Origin of the sequence: Leucobacter chironomi DSM 19883 (assembly GCF_000421845.1) — a bacterium.
In the GTDB taxonomy this organism is placed as follows: domain Bacteria; phylum Actinomycetota; class Actinomycetes; order Actinomycetales; family Microbacteriaceae; genus Leucobacter; species Leucobacter chironomi.
Genome location: NZ_ATXU01000014.1, coordinates 15,995 through 38,531 on the forward strand (window position 1 = coordinate 15,995; position 22,537 = coordinate 38,531).

18 protein-coding genes are annotated in these 22,537 nt (G+C 63.8%); 13 read left to right on the forward strand and 5 right to left on the reverse strand.

Annotation, left to right across the window (positions count from 1 at the left end; all coding sequences use genetic code 11):
• Positions 1-3 precede the first annotated feature (3 nt).
• The 3 genes from H629_RS0112925 to acuR are packed head-to-tail and all read right to left on the reverse strand — an operon-like array spanning position 4 to position 2,313.
• Complete coding sequence (locus tag H629_RS0112925) at positions 4-645, reverse strand: SDR family oxidoreductase (protein ID WP_024357658.1); 642 nt, start codon at positions 643-645, stop codon at positions 4-6.
• Between the two features lie 37 nt (positions 646-682).
• Positions 683-1,666 (reverse strand): acrylyl-CoA reductase (NADPH), encoded by a 984-nt coding sequence (gene acuI, locus H629_RS0112930; RefSeq protein WP_024357659.1) that lies wholly within the window; start codon positions 1,664-1,666, stop codon positions 683-685.
• The gene (acuR, locus tag H629_RS0112935) at positions 1,666-2,313 is read right to left on the reverse strand and encodes an acrylate utilization transcriptional regulator AcuR (RefSeq protein WP_076624041.1); all 648 of its coding nucleotides are present in this window, start codon (positions 2,311-2,313) and stop codon (positions 1,666-1,668) included. The genes acuI and acuR overlap by 1 nt, the downstream gene beginning before the upstream one ends.
• A 516-nt stretch (positions 2,314-2,829) precedes the next feature.
• On the opposite strand from acuR, the gene H629_RS0112940 reads away from it, so the two are divergent.
• The 3 genes from H629_RS0112940 to H629_RS0112950 all read left to right on the forward strand — a co-directional run bounded on the left by H629_RS0112940 (position 2,830) and on the right by H629_RS0112950 (position 10,038).
• Positions 2,830-3,708: a hypothetical protein gene (locus H629_RS0112940; protein ID WP_082914219.1), complete on the forward strand. Its 879-nt coding sequence runs from the start codon at positions 2,830-2,832 to the stop codon at positions 3,706-3,708.
• Positions 3,709-3,763: 55 nt separating this feature from the next.
• A complete protein-coding gene (gene mobF, locus H629_RS0112945) occupies positions 3,764-7,306 on the forward strand; it encodes a MobF family relaxase (protein WP_036085185.1) in 3,543 nt (1,180 codons plus the stop codon).
• A gap of 143 nt (positions 7,307-7,449) precedes the next feature.
• Complete coding sequence (locus H629_RS0112950; RefSeq protein WP_024357663.1) at positions 7,450-10,038, forward strand: AAA family ATPase; 2,589 nt, start codon at positions 7,450-7,452, stop codon at positions 10,036-10,038.
• A 53-nt stretch (positions 10,039-10,091) separates the two neighbouring features.
• Here the strand turns inward: H629_RS0112950 and dprA are convergent, their stop codons facing one another.
• Entirely contained in the window at positions 10,092-11,084 is a 993-nt protein-coding gene (gene dprA, locus H629_RS0112955; protein WP_024357664.1) for a DNA-processing protein DprA, read from the reverse strand.
• A gap of 200 nt (positions 11,085-11,284) precedes the next feature.
• On the opposite strand from dprA, the gene H629_RS0112960 reads away from it, so the two are divergent.
• From H629_RS0112960 to H629_RS0113000, 9 genes are all read left to right on the forward strand, one after another.
• Positions 11,285-11,659 carry a hypothetical protein gene (locus tag H629_RS0112960; protein ID WP_024357665.1) on the forward strand — a complete coding sequence of 125 codons (375 nt, stop codon included), beginning with the start codon at positions 11,285-11,287 and terminating at the stop codon, positions 11,657-11,659.
• A gap of 144 nt (positions 11,660-11,803) precedes the next feature.
• On the forward strand, positions 11,804-12,061 hold the full coding sequence (locus H629_RS0112965; protein WP_024357666.1) for a helix-turn-helix transcriptional regulator: 258 nt from the start codon (positions 11,804-11,806) through the stop codon (positions 12,059-12,061).
• Entirely contained in the window at positions 12,054-13,235 is a 1,182-nt protein-coding gene (locus tag H629_RS0112970) for a tyrosine-type recombinase/integrase (RefSeq protein ID WP_024357667.1), read from the forward strand. Before H629_RS0112965 ends, H629_RS0112970 begins: the two co-directional genes overlap by 8 nt.
• A 178-nt stretch (positions 13,236-13,413) precedes the next feature.
• Positions 13,414-15,072, forward strand: coding sequence for an HsdM family class I SAM-dependent methyltransferase (locus tag H629_RS0112975; protein ID WP_024357668.1), 1,659 nt, complete (start codon positions 13,414-13,416; stop codon positions 15,070-15,072).
• Positions 15,062-16,123, forward strand: a complete 1,062-nt coding sequence (locus tag H629_RS0112980) for a hypothetical protein (RefSeq protein WP_024357669.1) — start codon at positions 15,062-15,064, stop codon at positions 16,121-16,123. Before H629_RS0112975 ends, H629_RS0112980 begins: the two co-directional genes overlap by 11 nt.
• Positions 16,113-17,282: a DUF262 domain-containing protein gene (locus tag H629_RS0112985; RefSeq protein WP_024357670.1), complete on the forward strand. Its 1,170-nt coding sequence runs from the start codon at positions 16,113-16,115 to the stop codon at positions 17,280-17,282. The genes H629_RS0112980 and H629_RS0112985 overlap by 11 nt, the downstream gene beginning before the upstream one ends.
• On the forward strand, positions 17,279-18,595 hold the full coding sequence (locus H629_RS0112990) for an OLD family protein (RefSeq protein ID WP_141763972.1): 1,317 nt from the start codon (positions 17,279-17,281) through the stop codon (positions 18,593-18,595). Before H629_RS0112985 ends, H629_RS0112990 begins: the two co-directional genes overlap by 4 nt.
• A 76-nt stretch (positions 18,596-18,671) precedes the next feature.
• Positions 18,672-21,158, forward strand: a complete 2,487-nt coding sequence (locus tag H629_RS0112995; RefSeq protein WP_024357672.1) for an AAA family ATPase — start codon at positions 18,672-18,674, stop codon at positions 21,156-21,158.
• A 28-nt stretch (positions 21,159-21,186) separates the two neighbouring features.
• Complete coding sequence (locus H629_RS0113000) at positions 21,187-21,456, forward strand: hypothetical protein (RefSeq protein WP_024357673.1); 270 nt, start codon at positions 21,187-21,189, stop codon at positions 21,454-21,456.
• A 196-nt stretch (positions 21,457-21,652) separates the two neighbouring features.
• On the opposite strand, the gene H629_RS15305 is transcribed toward H629_RS0113000, so the two are convergent.
• Positions 21,653-22,108, reverse strand: a complete 456-nt coding sequence (locus H629_RS15305) for a hypothetical protein (protein ID WP_152485724.1) — start codon at positions 22,106-22,108, stop codon at positions 21,653-21,655.
• 150 nt (positions 22,109-22,258) lie between these two features.
• On the opposite strand from H629_RS15305, the gene H629_RS15595 reads away from it, so the two are divergent.
• The coding region (locus H629_RS15595; RefSeq protein WP_024357674.1) for an IS3 family transposase at positions 22,259-22,537 on the forward strand (279 nt) is incomplete at its 3' end.

The following is a 22,537-nucleotide window of genomic DNA, read 5'->3' on the forward strand; positions in this document are numbered from 1 at the left end:
CGTTCAGTACCAGGACGGCTTGTCGCCGTCGGTGCCGGGCTTGTTCACGCCAAGCGAGGCGCCGATGCTGTCGGCCGGGTTCTTGACGAGTTCGGCGACGAGCGCGCCGACGCTCTTGCGGGACACCTCGGTGCCCTGGAAGGGCTCGCCCTTCTGGGTCAGCTCGTAGTCGACCTCATCATCGTCGGACAGCCAGGCGGGACGGATGATCGTGTAGTCGAGGTCGGACTCCTCGATCACTTTCGCGGCGGCGCTGTACGTCTGCAGGTATCCGCCGTCGAGCATCTGGTGATTCCACTTGCCGTACTCGCCGGGAACCTCGTCGTAGATGCCGAGGGTCGAGATCCAGATCAAACGTCGCGTTCCCGCGGCGGTCAGCGCTGCGACGACGGCGCGGGCTTGAGCTTCGATGTCGCTTCCGCCGAGGTTCGCGTAGACGATGTCCTGTCCCGTGACAGTGCGTGTGAGGAGATCTTTGTCGAGCACGTCACCCTCGACGACCTGCACGCGGACGCTGGGAACATCCGGCAGGCTCTGGGGGCGACGCAGGTAGAGGGTCAGCTCGTTGGCAGGCTCCTCGAGGAGCGCGGCGATGGCGTGTTTTGCGATGCGTCCGCCGGCTCCGAGCACGGTGATCTTCGTCATGGACTTCCTCTTTCGTTTGTGTGGTCTTGGGGGATGGTCAGCGGTTCACGTCGACGACGATCCGGCCGCGGATGCGGCCGTCCAGAAGGTCATCGGCAACGGAGAGGGCCTCGCTCAGGCCGACCTCGCGGCTCATAGCGGGCAGCAAGTCCAGGTCGAGCTCGTCGGCCAGGCGGTTCCATGCTGCGACGCGCTTGTCGTGGGGCTGGGTGACGCTGTTGAGGCCGAGCAGGCTCACCCCGCGCAGGATGAACGGTGCGACGGTGGCGGGCAGATCCATGCCCTGTGCGTTCCCGCATGCGGCGACGGCGCCGCCCGCCTTCGTCCCGGCACAGGCATTCGCAAGGGTATGGCTGCCGACGGAGTCGATCGCAGCCGCCCAGCGTTCCTTGCCGAGCGGCCGGCCGGGCTCCGACAGCTCTGTCCGGTCGATGATCGTCATCGCGCCGAGGCGGCGCAGGTAGTCGGCTTCAGCGGGACGGCCGGTCGACGCAACGACCGAGTAGCCGCCGCTTGCCAGTAGCGCGATCGCGAACCCGCCGACTCCGCCGTTCGCGCCCGTGACGAGGACGTCACCCGCATCAGGGCTGAGGCCGTGCGATTCGAGGGCCATGAGGGAGAGCATCGCCGTGTATCCGGCCGTGCCGATCGACATGGCCTGCCGCTCCGAGATCGCGTCAGGAACCGGCACGAGCCAGTCCGCGCTCACGCGAGCCCGCTGGGTGAGGCCGCCCCAGTGCGTCTCGCCGATGCCCCATCCATTCACCAGCACCCGGTCACCAGGCGCATAAGAGGGGCTGTCGCTGTGTTCCACGACACCGGCGAGGTCGATCCCGGGCACCATCGGGAAGCGACGCACGACTGGCGCCTTTCCCGTGATCGCGAGGGCATCTTTGTAGTTCAGGCCGCTGTACGACACGCGCACCGTGACGTCACCGTCAGGTAGCTCGCTCTCGTCGAGTTCGCGCAGCGCTGCCTGGTGTCCGGCGTCGGTCTTGTCGATGGAGATTGCGCTGAACATCATGCTCTCCCGGGATGGATGCGGACAGATGCGAGGTAACCGGCGAAGAACACTTCCATCGGTCGGACGTCGCGGGTCAGGCGGGCGCGAAGGATCGCGCCTTCCCAACCCACCCAGAAGAACGACGCCAGTTCGTCGCAGTCGGAGCCGGGCGGGATCTCGTCTGCGTCTGCGGCCAGTCGCAGGCACGCCGCGACGCGACGTTCCCAGTCGCGAAGCACGTCTTCGAGCGCTTCACGGTAGCCGTCGGGGAGGGAGGAGACCTCTTGGCCGAGGTTGCCGACTAGGCACCCTCGTTCGAAGTCATGTCGCACCATGCCGGCCTTGGCATCGTCCACGAACCGCGTCAGGCGTTCCAGCGGCGACGGCCCCTCTTCGAGCAGCCATCGGTCGAGCTTGCGAGCGAAGTAGTCCGCATACCGTTGCAGCACCTCGAATCCGAACGCGTCCTTGCTGTCGAAGTAGTGGTAGAAGGAGCCCTTCGGCACGCCGACACGCTTCAGGACCGCGTCGATGCCGGTCGCGCTCATGCCCTGCGTTGTGAGGACTTCCATGCCGCAGCGCAACAGCGCTTCCCGCGTGTCTCCGTGCTCGCGAGGGATCTTCGGGGGCCGTCCCCGGCGTGGTCGAGCTGCGATGTCGGTCATGACAGCGAATTTAGACCGACCGTCTCTAAATAACTACAAGTGCGCGCAGAGCATGCAGAGATCGGCCATCTGATGCAGTAATCGGCCAGTGCGCTTGTCATTAGCTCAATGTCAGACGGGAGAGTCGTCATCGAATCCATGGCGCAGGCGATGGATGCTGCGCACCCGCTGTGTGCCCGCGGAGACTTCCTGCGGCCTGCCTCGCCCTAACCTTGCGTTGGACTCGCTGGAGTTCCTCTCCAACGTCACCTCAGAGCCACCACGCCTCTTGCAGGTCGAGGAACGGTATCCGTGCCGGAGAATGGGTGGATGCCTGAATCCTGTGCCTTCTGTGGGTCGCCGGGGCCCCTGACCCGCGAGCACGTTTTCGGTCAGTGGGTGAGCAGGATTGGTTTGGATCTCGCACCGATGCGTCATCATGCGGGTCCGTTGAATGCTCTGCCGCGCGTCATGGGGGAGCAGCCCCCATTCCGGCAAACGGTGAAGAGCTTCTGTGCTCCGTGTAATAACGGGTGGATGAGCAATCTCGAAACGGTCGCGCAGCGGGTGTTGACCCCGCTGATCCTGGACGAGCCCGGAACGATCACGCTCGAAGATCAAGCAGCGATCGCGACGTGGGTGCAGAAGACCGCGCTGACAGCGATGCTCCTGTCCAGCAAGGAACAGAGGGAGAACGGCTACGGGCTCTCTCCGTCGGAGTACAGGGCACTGTACGAACGTCGCGAGTTGATGCAACCGCTGGAGTTCAGTCAGTTCTGGGTCGGCAGATTCAAGGGAATCAACGGGTTCTCGGCTGTACGTGTTACCCCGCTGACGGTTCGCATTCCGGGGTTCCCCGAGCCGGCGCTGCCTCAGGGGTACGCGATGACGGTCGTCGTCGGTGCGCTCCTGCTGCACGGTGTGCGGTTCACCACTCCGGGTCTTCAGGCGGACACGACGACGGATCTCGGGATGCCACAGTTGTGGCCATCAGACACGTCGGTGACGTGGCCAGCTGGACGGACATGCACGGAGAAGTCTCTGCTCGCACTTGCAGACGGGGGTACGTTGCGTGCACTGGACGGTGAGGTGCGACTGCAACCTTGGTCCCACGCAGCTCACCTCCCGCGGAGTGCCTTCGAAAATGGTGCAGTCAAAGTCCCCGCGCTATGCCGCAAGCACGACATCTATTACCCCGTTGCGCTCTTGCGAGAAGCGCACCAGGGACGGTTCTACGCATTCATGGCTTCGTGCGAGTGCAGCGCCTATCTGATCCATACGGACTCTGACCGCGTCCGTTTCCGAGCCGCGGGTGAACCGGAGGGCATCGCGGCAATGTACGCCGACCTGACTGGGGACGAGTTCCTCATCGAGGATCAGGTCGGGGAGTTCGCCTGCAAGAGGCTGCCCGCCTGACGCGATCGGCCGTGGCAAGCGCTGGGAGGCGTACCTGCTGCATGTGACGGTCTCGATGCGAGTGATGTCCGCGGGTTACGGCTACAGATACCTATTACGCACGGTCGTTGCGGGCGACGGCGACAGATTGCTCTCGACCCCGCTGACGCGCTATTACGCCGAGGTTGGCACTCCACCGGGCCAGTGGCTTGGCGCTGGCGTCGCGGCGCTTGGCGGGGTGATCGCGGAGGGCGATCAGGTCACCGAAGGCCAGCTCGAACTCCTCCTCGGTCTCGGTCGGCACCCGGTTACGGGTGCTCCGCTCGGGCTGGAGTATCCGGCCTACAAGTCCGTGGCCGAGCGGATCGCGCAGCGCGTCGCCGCGCTCGATCCCGACCTTGGGCCGGCCAGCCGTGCGGAGGCGACCGTAGCAATCGAGGCCGAGGAGGCCGCACGCGGGACGCGCCGGGCGGTTGCGGGCTACGACTTCACCTTCTCCATTCCGAAGTCCGCCAGTGTGCTCTGGGCGGTGGCCGATGCGGGGACGCAGGCGCTTATCGCGGACGCGCATCACTCGGCGGTTGCGGAGGTGGTTGCGTTCATGGAGCGGGAGGTTGCAGCGACCCGCACGGGTGCAACCGGCCGCGACGGCGCGGTTGCACAGGTCGACGTCGCAGGTCTGATCGGCACCGCGTTCGACCACTACGACAGCCGGGCGGGCGACCCCCATCTGCACACGCACGTCGTCATCAGCAACAAGGTCCAGACCGTCCTCGACGGGAAATGGCGCAGCCTGGATGGGCGGCCGATGCACGCCGCAGTGGTCGCGCTCTCCGAACTGCACGAGGCGGTCTTCGCGGACCACCTCACCCGAATGCTCGGCGTCTCTTGGGAGGCGCGCGACATGGGCCGCGACCGGAACCCCGCCTGGGCGGTCACCGGGGTGCCGGAGGCACTGGTCAAGGAGTTCTCGACGCGTGCCCAGCACATCGACGCAGAGACCGACCGGCTCATCGAGCGCTACGTCGAGACGCATGGGCGGCGGCCGTCGCCGGCGACGATCATGAAGCTCCGCGCCCAGGCCACGCTCTCCACTCGGCCGGAGAAGGAGGTGCGGTCGCTGGCCGCCCTCACGGCTTCGTGGCGGGAACGGGCCGGGAGGGTGCTCGGGTCGGATGCGACCTCGTGGGCGCGCGGCGTGACGGCGAACGAGGAGCCGTTGCTGTTGCGTGCCGACGACGTGCCTTTGGACGTGATCGACTCGCTCGGGGCAGACGTCGTGGCCGCGGTTGCGGAAAAGCGCTCCACTTGGCATCGCTGGAACCTCACCGCCGAGGCCGCTCGGCAGACAATGGCCTACCGGTTCGCGTCGACCGAGGATCGCGAAGCCATCGTCGGAATGGTCGTTGACGCTGCCGAGGCGGCCTCGCTGCGCTTGACCCCGCCGGAGCTCGCATCCAGCCCGGCGGAGTTCCGCCGACCGGACGGCACGAGCGTGTTCCGTCCGAAGCACTCCGCGCTGTTCTCCTCCGAGGCGCTGCTGGCCGCCGAAGACCGCCTCCTCGAGCGCGCCCGCACCACCACGGCGCCGACGGTGCCGCTGACCACCGTCGAACGAATCACGAAGCGCCCCGACAGCAAGGGCCGGATGCTCGGAGACGACCAGGCGGCCGCGCTGACGAAGATCGCGGTCTCCGGGCGCAGGGTCGATGTGCTGGTCGGCCCGGCGGGGGCGGGGAAGACGACGGCGATGTCGGCGTTGCGGCGGGCGTGGGAGCACGAGCACGGGCGCGGCAGCGTGGTGGGGCTCGCGCCGTCCGCGGTCGCCGCGCAGGTCCTGGCCGATGACCTCGGCATCCAGACCGAGAACACCGCGAAGTGGCTCGACACCCACGACCGCACCGGCGAGACGTTCCGCAAGGGTCAGCTCGTCATCGTCGATGAGGCGTCGCTGGCGGGCACGCTCTCCCTCGACCGCATCACCACCTTGGCGGCGGAGGCCGGGGCGAAGGTGCTGCTGGTCGGGGATCACGCCCAGCTACAGTCCGTTTCTGCCGGGGGCGCGTTTTCCCTCCTCGTTCACGACCGCGACGACGCCCCGGAGCTGGTCGACGTGCACCGGTTCGTCAACGTGTGGGAGAAGACCGCATCCCTCGCTCTGCGGTACGGCCGCACCGACGTCATTGACACCTACGCCGAGCACGGCCGCGTGATCGGCGGGGAGACCGAGGAGATGATCGACGCCGCCTACACCGCCTGGCGTACGGACACCCTGGCCGGGCGAGCCAGCGTCCTCGTGACCGACTCCAACGAGTCCGTCCGAGCGCTCAACAACAGGGCGCGGGCTGATCTGATCCTCGATGGCATCGTGAACGCCCGCCGCGAGGTCGAGCTGCACGACGGCACGAGAGCCGCGACCGGGGATACCGTCATCACCCGCCGCAACGACCGTCGCCTGCGCGCCGGCCGGTCCTGGGTCCGTAACGGCGACAGATGGAACATCACCGAGGTTCGGGACGACGGCGCCCTCACCCTCCGCCGCGCAGGCAAGCGATGGGGCGCATCGGTCGTGGTCCCGGCCAAGTACGCGGCCGAACATCTCGACCTCGGCTACGCCGTCACGTCCTACCGGGCGCAGGGCATCACGGTCGACTCCTCGCACGTCCTGGCGGATGCGTCGATGACCAGAGAGACGTTCTACGTCGCTATGACCCGTGGCCGCGAAGAGAACATCGCCTACGTCGCTGTCGATAAGCCCGACCCCGCCCACGACGGCCTGCACCCCGGTGAGAACACCGAGGCCACCGCCCGGTCGGTGTTGTTCGGGATGCTGCGGCACGTCGGCGCCGAGCTGTCGGCGCACGAGACGATCACCGCCGAGCAGGACGCCTGGGGCTCAATTGCGCAGCTCGCTGCCGAGTACGAGACCCTGGCTGCTGCCGCACAACACGACCGCTGGGCCGCACTCGTCCGCTCGTCGGGGCTCAGCGACGACGACGCAGACGACGCGATCGCTTCACCCGCATTCGGCGCATTGACCGCAGAGCTCCGCCGGGCAGAGGCGAACCAGCACGACGTCGAGACCCTACTGCCGCGCCTCGTGGGAGCACGCGGGTTCGGGGACGCCGATGACATCGCGGCCGTCCTGCACTACCGCGTCGCCAAGGCGACCGCGCGGCCGGCGGGGTCCGGTCGCGCGCGGAAGGCACCACGCTTGATCGCCGGCCTCATCCCCGAAGCCACTGGCACAGTGCCGTCCGAGATGCGGCAGGCGCTGACCGAGCGACGCGACCTTATCGAGACCCGGGCCGATGTGCTCCTCGACACCGCGCTCACTGAGAAGCACGAGTGGATCACGAAACTCGGCCTCCAGCCGAAGCAGGCGCGAGCAGCCCACGCATGGCGGAACGCCGCTCGCACCCTCGCTGCCTACCGTGACCGCTACGGCGTCACTGGGCCTGCACCCCTCGGAGCACCCGCCGAGGCCGAGACTCAGAAGATCGACGCCGCCCGCGCCCGCGCCGCGCTCGACCGGGCTAAGAACCTCGCCCAGGCCGAGCAGCCTGACCAGGGGTCATCGCGCCGCACGGGCGCGCGGAGGGTCGGGCCGTCGTTGTAAGCGAGGATGGCTGCGCGGGCGTTGGTCGCCGTGTCGTCTTCGCTCCGGCCCTGGAGGTCGGGCATCATGGGTAGCACCATGACTGTTCGAGTCGAATCGGCGACACGTATCTCCTGACACCGTTCGCCAGGAGGGAGCTAGATGTGGCCGCCGATGAGGTCCCGGTCAACTTGGGGGATGCGACGCCCCGACACCTGCTGGTGGATTGGGCGAACGGGCAGGACGCGTGGGTGCGTCAGCTCACCGCTGAAACGATCCTCTCCCGGCAGACCCCGAGTGACGCCCTGCTGGACGCCGCCTACGCCACCTTCCTCGCCGAGAAGGGTCTCGGTGACGGCGACGCGCCCGAAATCCCGAAACTCGAGCTGGCAGCGGCAGATGCAGCAGAGGAGGACACGCTCGAACTGGTCAGTCTGGCGAGCATCGAAGGTGTCAACGCACTCGCCGCGGACCAGGAACTCGGTTTCGATTCGGAACTGACGGTGCTGTTCGGACAGAACGGATCAGGGAAGACCGGGTATGCGCGAATCCTGAAGCGGCTATCGGCAGTGCGAACGGCTGAGGACATCCTGCCGAACGCGCACGCCGTGCATCTCGACAGCCCGCCATCTCCCAGCGCAGACATCACCTATCGCCTGTCCGGCACCGAGTCGTCGGTGCGATGGCGCGACGAAGCCGGCCTGGCACCGTTCACTCGCATCAGTGTCTTCGACGCCAGTGCGGTGTCCCTGCACGTCGACAGCGACCTGGGCTATGTCTACACGCCCGCCGAGCTCGCACTGTTTGCCCACGTCGCCACAGGCATACAAGGAGTGCAGCAGCGGATCGCAGCAGAGGTGAGCACGTTGGCGCCAGGGAGCAACCCGTTGCTCTCACGGTTCACACGCGGCACGAAGGTGTACCCCGTGATCGAGACGCTCGGCGCCACCACCGACCTCGCGGACCTCGACGCTCTCGCAACATTGCCCGAAGGCGCAGAGGCCGATCGCGAACGACTGGAAGGCGAAGTCGCCGCGCTGCGTTCGAACTCTCTCGACGCGATCCTCTCTAGTTCGCAGGAGGCAGAGCGGCAACTCACACGCTTGCGCGGCATCCTCAACGCCGCGCAGAACTTCGACGCGGCCGCCTACGAGACGGCACGATCCAAGCTCGAACAGGCCGAGCAGCGGAGAGCAGAGGCACGGGAACAGCTCTTCAGCCAGGACGAACTGCCAGGACCGGCAGATGAAGAGTGGCAAGAGTTCATCGTTGCCGGCGACTCGTATCGACAGCACCTCGGCCGTGAGCACTACCCGACCACCGGCGACTCCTGCTTGTACTGCATGCAGGAACTCAGCCCGACGGCTCTGAACCTGCTCACTCGCTACCGCACGTTCCTGGACGAGACGCTCATCCGTCAGGTGCAGGATGCGAACGCCACCCTTGCGGCTTCAAAGTTCACCGTCAACGAAGCAGAACTGGCTCGCGCGATCGAGTTCGCCTCGGAGCAGCAGGACCGCGAGAAACCTCCTGCATGGGCAAGCCAAGCGGGTGAGGTGCTCGGGGCGATACGGGTCATCGCGCAGGAGACTGCGGACGGACAGCCCGTCGCTCAGAGCACCCTCCGCGAGGACGCACGAGCCGTTGGTACTGCCGTGTCAACAGAACTGGAAAGCACCAGTGCTGCCGTGCGGCAGATGGCAGATGACAAGGCCAACGCTGCTACCGCGCTCGCTGAGAAGCAGAGGGCCGTCTCGGAGCTGGTCGCGCGCATCGAGCTGAACCGAAACCTCGCCGCGGCCCGTGAGTATGTGCGACGTGCACGACGAGCTCAGCAACTCGAGAAGCTCTCGCGTGTCATATCGAACGGCGCATCGAAGCAGCTCACGGTGCAATCGAAACTCGCGAGCGAGGACCTTGTGAACAAGAACTTCGAGACTCTCTTCGCCGAAGAGTGCGCCCGCTTGCGCGCACCACAGGTCGCGCTCCGATTCCAAGGCAGGAGCGGGCAGGCTCAACGCAAGAAAGCAGTCGCGTCCTACAAACCGTCCGCTGTGCTCTCAGAAGGCGAGCAGAAGGTCTTGGCTCTGGCGGACTTCCTCGCCGAAAGCCGGATGCGTGGAACGAAAGCGCCGCTGATTTTCGACGACCCGGTGACGAGCCTTGACTACAGACGGCTCGACGAGGTCGCGGCCCGTATCCAGAACCTCGCCGAGACGCATCAGGTTGTTGTCTTGACCCACAACATCATGTTCGCGTCAGCGCTCATCGCGGCCCGACAGAACAAGAAGCTAAGAACACGGATCTATGAGGTCCGCGATGGTGGAGAGACCAAGGGGATCTTGGCACCGGACGTCGAGCCGAGGCTGGATACGCCCGCTGACCTCGCGAAACGGATCAATGCCAAACTGCAGGAGATACCCAGTGCCGAACCAGTGGTGCAAGATGCGCTCATCAAGGAGACGTACGACCTGATCCGAGCCTGGTGTGAGGCGTTCGTAGAGCAGGAGCTGCTGCAAAACGTCACGCAACGCTATCGCAAGAACATCATGATGACGCGCCTGTCCAAGATCGACAGTTCCCGACTCGACGACGCGATCGCGGTCATCGAACCTCTCTTTGACCGCGCCTGCGAGCGGATGACCGGGCATTCCCACGCAGCCGAGTACATGAGCACTAAACCGACCGTCGGAGATGTCCAGGAGGACTGGGAGAAGGCCAAAGCAGCGCGAGCTGCCTATATTGCAGCTTGAACGGTGAGGGCATCACCAAGGATGCACCATCGGCCAAGCCCGGAACGGCGAGGCTAGAGCCTGCGGGGTGGTCTCCGCATCGGATGGCTGACGCTAGGTTCGCGTGAGAACGCCTGCGAGCCTTCATCCGCAGAACCGAAGAGTGCGGTGATGTCTGCAGCGTCGGTGACAAGGGCGGCGATGCCCTCGTGCAGGAGCCGGTGGGTGCCCGCGCTGGCCGCGCTGGTCACGGGGCCGGGCACAGCCCCGACTGGCCGACCGAGTTCAGCGGCGCGCGCAGCGACGTTGAGGGAACCGGAGCGGTAGCCGGCCTCCACGACGACGGTCGCGCCGGACAGAGCGCCAAGGATTCGGTTGCGGGCGAGGAACCGCCATTTGGTCGGCGTCGCGCCGGGCGGCATCTCGCTGGCGAGAAGCCCGAGATCTCCGAGTCGTTCCAGCAGCTCACGGTTACCGGACGGGTAGAGCCGATCCAAGCCGCCGACCACCACCGCGAGGGTGTGCCCGCCTGTGGCGAGCGCGGCTCGGTGGGCGGCGGCGTCGATGCCGTAGGCGCCGCCGGCCACGATGATCCGTTCGGCATGCGTCAGATCGGAGGCGAGCTCGCCCGTGACGTGCTCGCCGTAGCTTGTGGCGGCGCGGGCTCCGGTGATCGTCACGCGATCTCTCAGCGGAGCGGTGAGAAACGACGTCACGCCACGAACCCACAGGGCAGTCGGGGCACGCTCGCCCAAGTCGTTGAGCGCGGTCGGCCAATCGTCGTCGCCCGGGATGAGGATGCGCAGCCCGAGGCGGTCGGTCTCTGCCAGTGCCTGCGTGACCGCGTGGACATCCAAGCGTGAGGTGACCTTGTTGCGCCACAGCCCGGCCTCGATCGCATCGACGTGCTTCGGGAACGCGCCGGTGCCAGCTGCCAGGCGGACAGTCTCGACGGCGCCGACCGCGGCGATGAGTCGGCCGGTCACCGCGTCGTCGGGCTCCAAGGTTGCAGCCAGAGCGACCCGTGCGGCGCGCTCGTCCTTCGTGAGAAAAGTGATCGTGACCATGCCGGCTCCCGTTCGTGTGTGCCAGACAGGTGCGCGAGCGCCACCCGAACGAGCGGGCGCACCTCTTACGGATGTCGCCGGTGAGTCGTACGCTGGAAGGAGACAGATTCCTCCTTGATCTGGCGTCCTCGCGGACAGGCCCTCGGGCCACTCTCTACGCACTGTCTCGTCACCTGACCGTGCCACGAGAGGACAACGCCATGATCCGACTGCTCTGGGCGCTCAGCGCCCACGCCCGCTACTACCTGCGGCGCTACACGCCCACCAACATCGCACTCGACGCGATCCGCACCCGCCGCGGCCTGAAATGGGGCATCCCCGCGATGCTCCTGGCCGTGCCGTACTTCCTCGCCGCGAACTACTGCCTAACCCTGATCGAGGATCGCGACCTCAGGTGGCTGAACCTCCTCGTGCTCGTGTTCTGCTGGAACGCGCTCAAGTTCCTCATCATGGGCCCGGTCAGCGTTGTGCTCCTCATCTGCGCTCGCATGGAGGAGTCGGCGACCCGGCGCCGCGACCGTCGTGCGCTTCGGCCGATCGAGCCTGCGGAGCCGACAACGGCGCACATGCCATAGAAGCTGCATCGCGACCTCGCCCGCACCGTTCGAGCGGCGAAGCCGCAACGGCACGCAGCGGTCTACATGCCCGGCGACGATCAACTCCGCCGAGGAGCAGGGCGGAAGAACAAACCCGCTCGTTTGTCCTTCGAGACTGGAGGGATGAATCAACACCAGTCCAGCCCGCACGGCCTGGAACCGCTCCTGAACATCGACGAACTCGCCGACTACCTCGGCGTCCCCGTCTCCACCATCTACGACTGGCGCACCAACGGCAAAGGCCCCCGCGCCTACCGCTTAGGCAAGCGCATCATGTTCGGCATCACCGACATCCGCGCCTGGATGGACACCATGCGCGAGCCCGCCGCCCCTACCGGCGCGGCCACCTTTCCCCGAGCAGGGGAGAGCGCACGTGGGTAGGCCCCGCACACCCATCGGCACCTTCGGAGTCATCGCCACCAGTACCCAGACGAACGGCAACCATGTGGCCCGCGCCCGGTACCGGGACTGGGACGGCAGCAACCGACTCGTCCAAGCCACCGGCTCCTCACGGGCCGCCGCGGAGCGCAAGCTCAAGCAGAAGCTCGCAGAACGCTCCCTCTACCAGCCCGGCTTCAACGGCATGAGCGCCGACAGCTCGTTCCCGGAACTCGTCACGTACTGGCTGGAAGACATGGAGATCGAAGACCGCCTCTCACGAACCACGAGACACCTCTACGAGCGCGACATGCGCACCCTCGTCCTCCCCGCATTCAAAGACCTCACCCTCCGGGAGATCGGAGTCGCCCGCTGCGACTACTTCCTCAAACAACTCGCCAAGCGCAGCTACAGCCGCGCCAAGCACGCCCGCGTCGTCCTCCGCCTCGCCCTCGCGCTCGCGGTCCGCCACGAGATCCTGCCCCGCAACCCGATGGACCACGTTTCCCGACTCCACCGGAAGAAGACCATCCCCGACGCCTTCACGATCGGCGAGGTGCAGGACATCCGCGCCGCGATCAAGACCTGGGAATCCCGGCGGATACTGGCCGGACCGAGGCCGGATAGGCAACTCGGGCAGATCGTCGAGGTCATGCTCGGCACCTCCGCCCGCATCGGCGAAGTACTCGCCATCCGACTCCAAGATCTCGATCTGGACGGTCCGATCCCGACGGCACGGATTGCCGGGACGATCATCAGCCGCAAGGGTGAGCCGACGCACCGGCAGGATCATCCGAAGACGGATCGCTCGGTTCGCCGCGTCGCACTGCCGTCGTTCGCGATGCAGGCAATCCGCTCGCGCCTGCTGCGTAGCGGCGAGACCGACCCAGGCGCGCTGTTGTTCAGCACGCGGGTCAGGACCCCGCACACGACGAACAACATCCGCCGGCTTCTGCGCGACGTGATGGACGCGGCCGGGATCGGGAACGTCACCCCGCACCGATTCCGCCGCACCGTCGCCACGGTTGTCAACGATGCGCAAGGCGTGCTCCTCGCCTCGGAGCTCCTCGGGCACACTGACCCGCGGATCACGATGCAGCACTACATCCAGCGAGACGAGACCGTGAACCCCATCACAGCCGGACTACTCGACGAGGTGTTCGCCCAAGCCGTCTGAGCGACGGATCGACAGAAGGCGCGCCTGGACCATGTGATCTGGCGTGCTTTCTGTCGACCTGGGCACAACGACCGTGTGCCGGCAACTAACGCCCGGCTGGGGGCAGACGCGGCACTTGCGCCGCGCTGTTGAGCGCGGCCTCACGACCGTTGTCTGATGCGTGCGGCAGAATGGAGACATGTTCGATTCTTCTGCACCCGCCGCTGTTGACACGGCTGAGCTGCGGAAGGCGCGCGGCGCGTTCTTCACTCCGGACTCGATCACTCGTTACATAACGAACTGGGCAATCCGCACATCAGAGGACTCCGTGCTGGAGCCGTCAGCCGGCGATGCCGCGTTCCTTGTGCAAGCCGTTCGGCGTCTCCAAGAGGTAGGTGCCTCGGTACCCCGTGTGGATGGGGTGGAGATCCACCCGCATAGCGCCCGCGTCGCCCACGCCCGTGTCAAGGAGGCCGGGGGCAACCCCAACCTGATCGTCAGTGACTTCTTCCTCGTCGAACCCGAGCCCCGCTACTCCGTGGTGATCGGAAACCCGCCGTATATCCGCTACCAGGACTTCACCGGCGAGTCCCGCACACGGTCCCGCGCTGCCGCGCTCAAAGCCGGCGTCGCATTGACGGCTCTCGCCTCCAGCTGGGCCGCCTTCACCATCCACTCCGCCCTATTCCTTAAACCTGGCGGCCGGATGGGTCTCGTGCTGCCCGCCGAACTACTCAGCGTTAACTACGCCGCCGCTGTGAGACAGTTCCTCTTCGATCGCTTTCGCAGTGTCGAGCTGGTGCTGTTCACCGAGCAGGTGTTCCCCGAGGCCGAGGCGGACGTTGTCCTGCTGCTGGCCGAAGGGTTTGACGAAGGACCGACCGACCACGCCACCATTTATCAAGCACAAGATGCCGAAGCCCTCTCCACGCTCAGTGGCCCGCTGACCTGGACACCGCTGGACCCCGCAGCCAAGTGGACCGGCGTACTCGTCGACCCGGACGCGATCGAGCCGCTCCGCTCCCTGAAAGCCAGCGGACACTTCACCAACCTCGAAGCCTGGGGCGACACCACCCTCGGAATGGTGACTGGCAACAACCGGTACTTCGCCCTCTCGCCCGCACGGGTGAAAGAGCTTGGTCTCACTCGCAGAGACCTGGTCAGGCTTTCCCCGCCAGGGAGTTCCCATCTCCGCGGACTGGAGCTTTCCAGCGATGCCATGACCCGACTGGGGCAGAAGGGCAAGGCTACTTGGCTGTTCCGCCCGTCCGATACCCCCTCTCCCGCGGCTCAGGCATACATTGAGACCGGACATCTCGCCGGCGTCGATGAGGCATACAAGTGCCGGGTCCGTAAGCCCTGGTATCGAGTCCCGCTTCTGCCGCCTGCGGACCTGCTACTGACCTGCATGAACGCCGATACCCCACGCCTGACCACCAACAGCGCACAGGCTGGGCACCTGAATTCCGTCCACGGCGTTTACCTCAAGGACGATGCTCGGGAGCTGGGGCGAGAGCTGCTGCCTCTCGCCAGTCTGAACTCCGTCACTCTTCTGAATGCTGAAATGGTTGGCCGTTCGTACGGGGGCGGGATTCTCAAGCTCGAACCTCGCGAAGCCGATGTCTGGGCCATGCCTTCACTCGGACACGTGCAGGCGCACGCCGACGCACTCCGCGCTATCAAACCGAGGGTCGCGACACTGCTGCAGCATGGGAAGCTCGCTCAGGCTGTGGATCTCGTGGACCGCGTCATACTTACAGAGGCGGGCATTGTCTCGGAAGTTGACCTGGCTCGAGTCCGGGAAGCCCATGCGGCCATGACTGACCGACGCACAGCGAGGGGGCGAAGTGGCCGCTGAACCAAGCGCGAAGGAAAGAGCATGGGTCATCTTCGACCGCATCGTCGCGGAAGCTGCTCCCGCCGGGGCCTACACGAACCCTTGGAGCAGGCACGCCGACGGGCGACTGGAGTACGCCCCTGATTACGAAACCTTGGTACGTCTCCTCGGCGTTCCGCTGTACCTCGGCGTTGACACCCGCACCGGTGTGCCAGCTCTATCCCTCGACGTGTGGCTGAGCTACGAACTCCGTCGCGCAGGCTTTGATGCTGACGCAACCTGGCCGCGCGGCACTCATCCCCGTATCCTGCCGATGCCCGTCGCCAACCTCCTCAAAGCCGTCCCCGCGAAGGAACGCGCGCAACTCAACGCCCGACTGACGCGGAGCTCGGCCGTTGCCGGAGTCACCTCTGCCAGCGCCAACATCTTGGGCAAGAACTACCTCAAACAAGTCGACGTCATCATGACTGACTGGGCAACCGGACCAGAGTTGCTGATCTCCACCAAACGAATGGACTCTTCGTACGGCAAGAACGCTGCCAACCGCGTCGAAGAATCCTACGGCGACGCCAAGAACCTTCGCCTGCGACATCCCCTCGCTGCCCTGGGATTCGTCTTCGGACTGCGTTCCGACATCCTCCAGAAGGAGCCGGATACCGCCGAGTGGCTGATCGACCTGCTCGGTAAGCTCGGACGTGAAGACGACGCCTATCATGCGACCTGTCTAGTGATGATCGAGTACGCTGACACACTCGCTCCGCCTACGGAAAGTGGTGAAGAACTCGAAGATCCTCTTGCCGCGGCCGGTCTGACCGTTGACGAGGATGCTGGCACTGAGCTTTCGGATGTCCCACCGTCGGAAGTTGACCGCGCACTGGCGAACCTTCCAATCGTCACCATTCGGCACGACGCGGTTCCGGACCATCTCAGCCCATCGACGTTTCTCGCGAAGATGGTAGAACGTGTCCTTGACGCCACGCCAGTGAACTTGCATAAGGTCGCTCGCAGACGGCGGATGGACGCGGGAACGCGGGCCAACTCGCTGGTGGAGGAGCAGACCCATGAAGCTTGACAAGTCCGATCTTCAGCTCGAAACAATTGTGAGCCGGATCAACGCCGGTGAACTGGACCTCCAGCCCGACTTTCAGCGCGGAGAGATCTGGGATACGAAGCGACGCCAGCGCCTTGTCGACACCATCCTTCGCGAATGGTATGTCCCTGCGATACACATCGTGGTGGATACCGACGGCGAGGAAGTTGTCCTAGACGGGCAGCAAAGGCTTGCAGCGATTCGCGACTTCTTCGCGGACAAGGTAAAGATCGACGGCACTATCGAGCCGCACGACGAACTCGTTGCGAGCCTCAATGGGTTGAAGTACTCGAGGCTGCCACTTGCCGTTCGGAAAGCTGTAAACAGGTTTGTCTTGCCCATCATCACTCTCAGCGAGTACGGACCCCAGGAGCCAAACGAACTCTTCTTTCGGCTCAATCAGGCGTACAATCTTACTCCGCCCGAAAAGCGTAACGCCCTTCATGGTAAGGCTCGCGATCAGGTCAGGCAGATGGTGGACGACCTCACCGAGATTGGCCTGCTGAATAGCTCCAAGATTGGCTTCACCAACGGGCGCCTTGCCTACGATGACATCATCGCGCGAACTTGTGTCGCGTTCGAAGTTGGGAATCTGCGACAGCACATCAACAACAACGTTGTTGAAGAGTTTTACCGATCTTCGAAGCCGTTTTCAGACGAGACAATCGAAAGTGTTCGCGGTGCCGGTGCAGAGTTGCTTCGACAGATCAACGAGAGTGATGCGCGAGTCAAGTTCAACAAGGGCACGCTTCAGACGTGGCTGATCTATTGCCATTGGGCGCCTCTTGCTGACGGGTCGGTGCCGTCGACACTGCTGACTCAGTTTGAGGTGGACCGCGCGCTCGTCAAGAGAGGCGAACAACTAGCGGACAACGGGAAAAGTCGGGCGCTAGCAGCGATGCTGCGACTTTACGATGATCGATCTTCATACCGCGTGACGGACGTTTCGTCGGTCTTGATCCGTGACCTTGCTGTCCATCTATATTCCGGGGCTCGGTACGGTACGCCACCTCACCGGGACTCCAGCGAGCTTCTTGCGGCACTCGACAAGGAACCAGATTCCGCCCAAACGCTCGTGGCGGATTACCTCGAAAGGGTCCGTTGGGGTGACCCGCTCGTCCAGCCCGAAGCAGCGCCGTGAGACGGGCTGAAGAGGTCAAAGTCTGGCGCTCTCTCAAGAAGAAGCGACGAGCGGACCCGCCAGCCATCGCCAAGTTCGACGAGATCACCCTCGATTTGTCGACACCGTGCCTCGTGATTGGGGGACGCAACGGCGCTGGAAAGACGCGTCTCTTGCGCTCCATCACAGACCATCTAGGAGACGACGGACTACTTCTGGACCTTCACTTTCTCTGTGAACAAGCACTGACGGTGCTGCGGTCACGCGAAGACTTCGACGAGATGAAAGCCGAGTTCGATGTCCTCGGCCCCGACGAGGACCGGCAGGACGACGTCCAGCGCGTCATCGGCCGAGAGTACGAACTCATTGATTGGTATGCACTCGAGGTGGAGCCGAGCGACAAGGCAGTCGCTGAACGATTCCGCTGGGGCGGCGAGCAACCACTGCTCCCGTACTTCGAAGTCCAACACAAAGGGGTTCACTACTCATCGCGCGAGATGGGGCTGGGCGAGTTTTCTGTTCACCTCCTCTTTTGGATCCTCGAACAGTACCGAGATGTCGAGGGCCTCACACTCCTACTCGATGAGCCCGACGCCTACCTGCCACCAATTGGTGCCTCAGCACTACTGGTTCGCCTGCTCAGGATCTGCTTGGACCGCGAATGGCGGTTGATTGTGACGACGCACTCCTCTGAGATGATTGCGGACGCGCTCGAAGAGCAGGCATTCGTCCTCGTGCGTACTGGCGATGAAGGCACGGCTCTCGCAACACATTGCCAGGACGAGCCGACAGTAGCCGACACTCTTCTCGCGCGGCCCCCGATTCGACATGTCTTCTTCGTAGAGGACGAGTCGGCATGGATGCTTGCCCACGTCCTCATCGAGGCCTATGACAGACGGTTCGCAAGAGCAAGCGCGGTTGTCTGGGGGAACGGGTCCGGATACATGGTCGAGCTTCAAGAGCACTTCCCTCGGCCTCCGCAGCCCGAGATCGTGTACGCATACCTCTTCGACGGCGATAAGCGCGCGGAAATCCATGAATCCAAACAGAATCGGTGGCCAGCCCTCTTCCTGCCCACAGAGAGCGACCCAGATGTTCTCTTCCGGACACTTCGAGCAGACGTCCCGCGGCTGGCAGCGAAACTGAACGTTCCCGACGGCGAACTCTCGCGATTCCTCGACACAAAAGAAGGCGTTGACGCGCACGACTGGGTCAATGACCTCGGCGCAGAATACGGACGTCCGCGCGTGCTCAGGGTGCTCGCCGAACTGTGGGTTGATAGCAATGAAACGACGGTCAAGTCGTTTTTCGAGGCCCTGCGCAAAGCTCTCTGAGGTCATGAGCTTTTCGTGTGTTCACCTACCCGTCTGAAAGCTCCACCGATATCACCTGTCCCGAAAGGTTGACGCAATGAAGCTCACCGCCGTTTACGCAAGATTCTTCCGCTCCCTGAACTATGACTACGTTCGACTGTCGAATCCGAACTACAGCCCTGACCCCTGGGACGGGACACCTTCCGGAGCGCAGTACCCGTTCGTGCGGTTGCGCCTGGAAGACCAGATCACTACTGTCGTCGGCGGCAATGAGTCAGGCAAGAGCCAGGTACTCGCCGCCGTCCGCGCGGCGCTGACCGGCGAAGGATATGAGAGAAGCGACTTCTGCCGTTATTCGCCGTTCTTCTCCGTGGACAAGACACTCATTCGGCCAGAGTTCGGAGCCGAGTTCCGAGATATCAGTGATGCTGACATCAAGGCGATAGAGGAAGCGACCGGCGAGACAGGACTCAGCAGAACTGATCGTGTTGCCATCTTCCGGATGAACACGACCCCGCAACTTCGTCTATACGCCCACCGCGGCGACCAGTGGATGGAACCCATCCATGTCAAGAAGCCGACGCTCTTGAACGAAACCGGACTTCCAGCGCCGTTCAACATAGACGCCGATGTGCCCCTGCCAGATAGCGTCCCCCTGGAGTTCCTGGCCACAGGAAAAGCGACGACAGCAGTCGGACGCAGTGTGCTTCGCAGCATCTGGGATGCCTTCACGAACAACTCCAACTGGTTCGACTCGAAAGACTCCGTTGTCAGCCAGGCGAACGAGATCTCGACTTCCTTCAAGACCTCGACATCAATCGACGAAAAGGAGCTCAAGAAGTACCATCTCGCCGCTGATCTGTTGCTCAAGGTCGCAGGCCTCGACCGTTCCCAGTTCGTGGAGTTGCAGAACGCAGTCCGCACCAAGGACGGGTACGCGAACAGCATCGTCGACACGATCAACAGCGAGTTGTCCAAGGCACTCAATTTCCCGCACTGGTGGACGCAGGACAGTCAGTTCGAGTTGTTCGTTGCCCTCTTTGAATACGACCTGGTCTTCATGATCCGGGATCGGACTGGACGCTCGTATGGATTCGACGAGAGAAGCGATGGCCTCAAGTACTTCCTGAGCTACTTCGTGCAATACCTCGCTCACGAAGCACCGAGCGACGGACGACCAGAGATCCTGCTGATGGACGAGCCTGACCGTTTCCTATCGAGTTCCGGTCAACAGGATCTCCTAAGAGTGTTCGCAGACTTCGCCGACCCCGAAGACGACGCCCGCGCTCCAGTTCAGGTCCTGTACGTCACGCACTCCCCATTCCTGATCGACAAGAACCACGCCGAGCGCATTCGGGTACTCGAAAAGGGCGAGCACGACGAAGGTACGCGCATCGTCGCGAGCGTCGCGCAGAACCACTACGAACCCCTCAGATCTGCGTTCGGGAGCTTCGTGGGCGAGACAGCCTTCATCGGCACCTGCAACCTCATGCTGGAAGGACCGTCGGATCAGATATTGCTCGCCGGGATCTCGAGCTGGCTGGGACGTCAGAACGCGCCCGACCGCGAAAGGCTTGACCTCAACCGCATCACCCTCGTCCCTGCCGGCGGGGTCAGCCAGGTGCCGTACCTGATCTACCTGGCCCGAGGGCGTGACATCGAACAGCCGGCGGTGATAGCGCTGCTCGACGGCGATAAAGCAGGCAACGATGCTCGGGCAACGATCCGAAAGGGTGGTGCTCGACGCAAGCCACTCATCGCGGACGACCTCGTGCTTCAACTATCCGATGCAGAACTCGAAGGCATCACGACCGACAACCCGCACGGCAGGGTCGCCATTGAAGATCTGATCCCGTTCAACATCGCGATCGCAGCTGCGAGCCGCTACTGCGCTGAATTCGTCCCCGACATTGATATCTCGACGCTCGGGCTCAGCGCTGGCACGGTGTTCGATGAAGCACCGACCAAAGCGGGAGCCAAAGGTACGATAGACGCTCTGGAGCAAGCCATCCGCAAGCTCACGTCACAGGCGAGCTTCGAACTGAACAAGATCGGCTTTGCCCGGAGTGTTCTGACAGAACTCGCGAGCGACGCGGTGCAAGAGGAGGATCGCCAGCTCCTGGCCGCGAACTTCCGTCAGCTGTTCACGGCTCTCGGTGTGAGACAGCGAGCAGCGGTTCGCGCCGAGAGCGTCGAACGCGTCTCCAGCCGCATCAACCGCGCGCGAGATCGATTCATGCGAGAGCATGTCTCTACTGCAACGCGCGAGCACGTCCTGCTGCTCATCGAGGAGATCTCTGGACAACTCGACAACTCCGAGGAAGCCGAAGACGTTCGGGCTGAGATGCGCTCATGGCGACCTCGGTTCCACCTCGATGATGACCCACGCGAGGCCATCGAGGATATTGAAGAGCTTCACACCGCTCTTCGGTCACTCGCATATCTCGGGAAGCGGAAAGCCGCGAACGAGCCGGTAGGTTTCACGCCCCGTGCCGACACGCGACAGGGAACGTCGGGGATCGCCAGCGACGCTGGCTTGCTTGAAACCGTTGACACGGCCCCAGGGGCAGTCTCCCAGGCGTGAATGCAAGAGATTTGAGAGGAGAGAATGCATGAGTGCATACCTGGTCACTTATGACCTGAACGCACCGGGGCAGGACTATGAGTCGCTAATAGAGCGCATCAAGTCCTATGGCACATGGGCAAACTTGATGAAGTCCACATGGATTGTGGTATCCAACAAGTCGGCAGACTCCGTGTACACCCACCTACGAGGTGCGATGGACGACAGCGGCTGGCTGTTCGTCGTCGACATCTCAGGCCAGGATCGTCAGGGCTGGCTGACGAAGGACACTTGGGAGTGGATTCGCAAGCACGTATAGGCCGCCGGGCCGAGATAGACCCCGCGCTCCTGACTCGCGTCGTGCCAGATTCGGTCCTATTCATCGCCTTCCGAGCGGGGGACCAGAAGGGGACCAGAACCATGCAATTCATGCATCTCGTGAGTCGCGCTCCATGATCTGAGGCCCGGAATCACGCGGATTTCGGCCTCGACGACGCTGTCTGGACGCCTGGGGGTCAAGGGGTCGCAGGTTCAAATCCTGTCAGCCCGACCATTGTGCTCTTATTAGAAACAAGGGCATAAGAAATCGGAAATTGATCCGCATGGATCCGGGAAATCCCGCCAGAAGTGGCGGGATTTTTTGATTTCTCGACCTTTTGGTCCGATAGCTGCTCGACGATGCTTCGTAGCTGAGCGCTGAACAACTCATCGAACGGTGGCGCGAGTACGGCCCGGAGCTGATGGTCGTCGTTCTCGTCCATCACCACCTCGATTCGTTCGAAGAGAATTTGATTCAGTAGCCTCCGAATGTTCTCAGGGGCCCGTCGGTAGGCGGATGCACTCTGGAGTGCAAGGTCGACGGCCATCTCGATATGACGGGCTGCGTCGCCAAGGTCTGCGGTGAGGTCTTTTAGTTGCCTATTCACGCGGGCCAGTTCACTATCGAGTCGTTTCTGCTCAGCGGCCAGCATGTCGATGGGAATGGCATCGTTGTAGTGCGCCTCGAGGAGTTTGCGCTGTTTCCGTTCGATCTCGAGCTTCTGTGAAGATAAGGGTCTGCTGCACGTTTAGGTGACATCTGATCTGGCTTGCCCGAGGGGTGGGTCTGGAAGGATGTTGTTGTGCCAAAGCCATACCCGAGTGAGTTCCGTGACGATGTTGTGCGCGTCGCGAGGAACCGCGATCCTGGAGTGACGATCGAGCAGATTGCGAAAGACTTCGGCGTTCACCCGATGACGTTGCAGAAGTGGATGCGTCGCGCCGACATCGACGACGGCGCCAAGCCTGGCAAATCGCGGACTGAGGCGGCCGAGATCCGTGAGCTGCGCAAGCGGAACCGTCTTCTGGAGCAGGAGAACGAGGTTCTGCGTCGGGCGGCGGCGTATCTGTCGCAGGCGAAC

Coding starts and splice junctions, on each gene's coding strand:
- H629_RS0113000 (WP_024357673.1), top strand. CDS start 21,187: ATGAGTGCATACCTGGTCACTTATGACCTGAACGCACCGGGGCAGGAC.
- H629_RS0112925 (WP_024357658.1), bottom strand. CDS start 645: ATGACGAAGATCACCGTGCTCGGAGCCGGCGGACGCATCGCAAAACAC.
- acuR (WP_076624041.1), bottom strand. CDS start 2,313: ATGACCGACATCGCAGCTCGACCACGCCGGGGACGGCCCCCGAAGATC.
- H629_RS0112975 (WP_024357668.1), top strand. CDS start 13,414: ATGTTCGATTCTTCTGCACCCGCCGCTGTTGACACGGCTGAGCTGCGG.
- dprA (WP_024357664.1), bottom strand. CDS start 11,084: ATGGTCACGATCACTTTTCTCACGAAGGACGAGCGCGCCGCACGGGTC.
- H629_RS0112940 (WP_082914219.1), top strand. CDS start 2,830: ATGAGCAATCTCGAAACGGTCGCGCAGCGGGTGTTGACCCCGCTGATC.
- H629_RS0112965 (WP_024357666.1), top strand. CDS start 11,804: ATGAATCAACACCAGTCCAGCCCGCACGGCCTGGAACCGCTCCTGAAC.
- H629_RS15305 (WP_152485724.1), bottom strand. CDS start 22,108: ATGCTGGCCGCTGAGCAGAAACGACTCGATAGTGAACTGGCCCGCGTG.
- H629_RS0112995 (WP_024357672.1), top strand. CDS start 18,672: ATGAAGCTCACCGCCGTTTACGCAAGATTCTTCCGCTCCCTGAACTAT.
- H629_RS0112985 (WP_024357670.1), top strand. CDS start 16,113: ATGAAGCTTGACAAGTCCGATCTTCAGCTCGAAACAATTGTGAGCCGG.
- H629_RS0112960 (WP_024357665.1), top strand. CDS start 11,285: ATGATCCGACTGCTCTGGGCGCTCAGCGCCCACGCCCGCTACTACCTG.
- acuI (WP_024357659.1), bottom strand. CDS start 1,666: ATGTTCAGCGCAATCTCCATCGACAAGACCGACGCCGGACACCAGGCA.
- mobF (WP_036085185.1), top strand. CDS start 3,764: ATGCGAGTGATGTCCGCGGGTTACGGCTACAGATACCTATTACGCACG.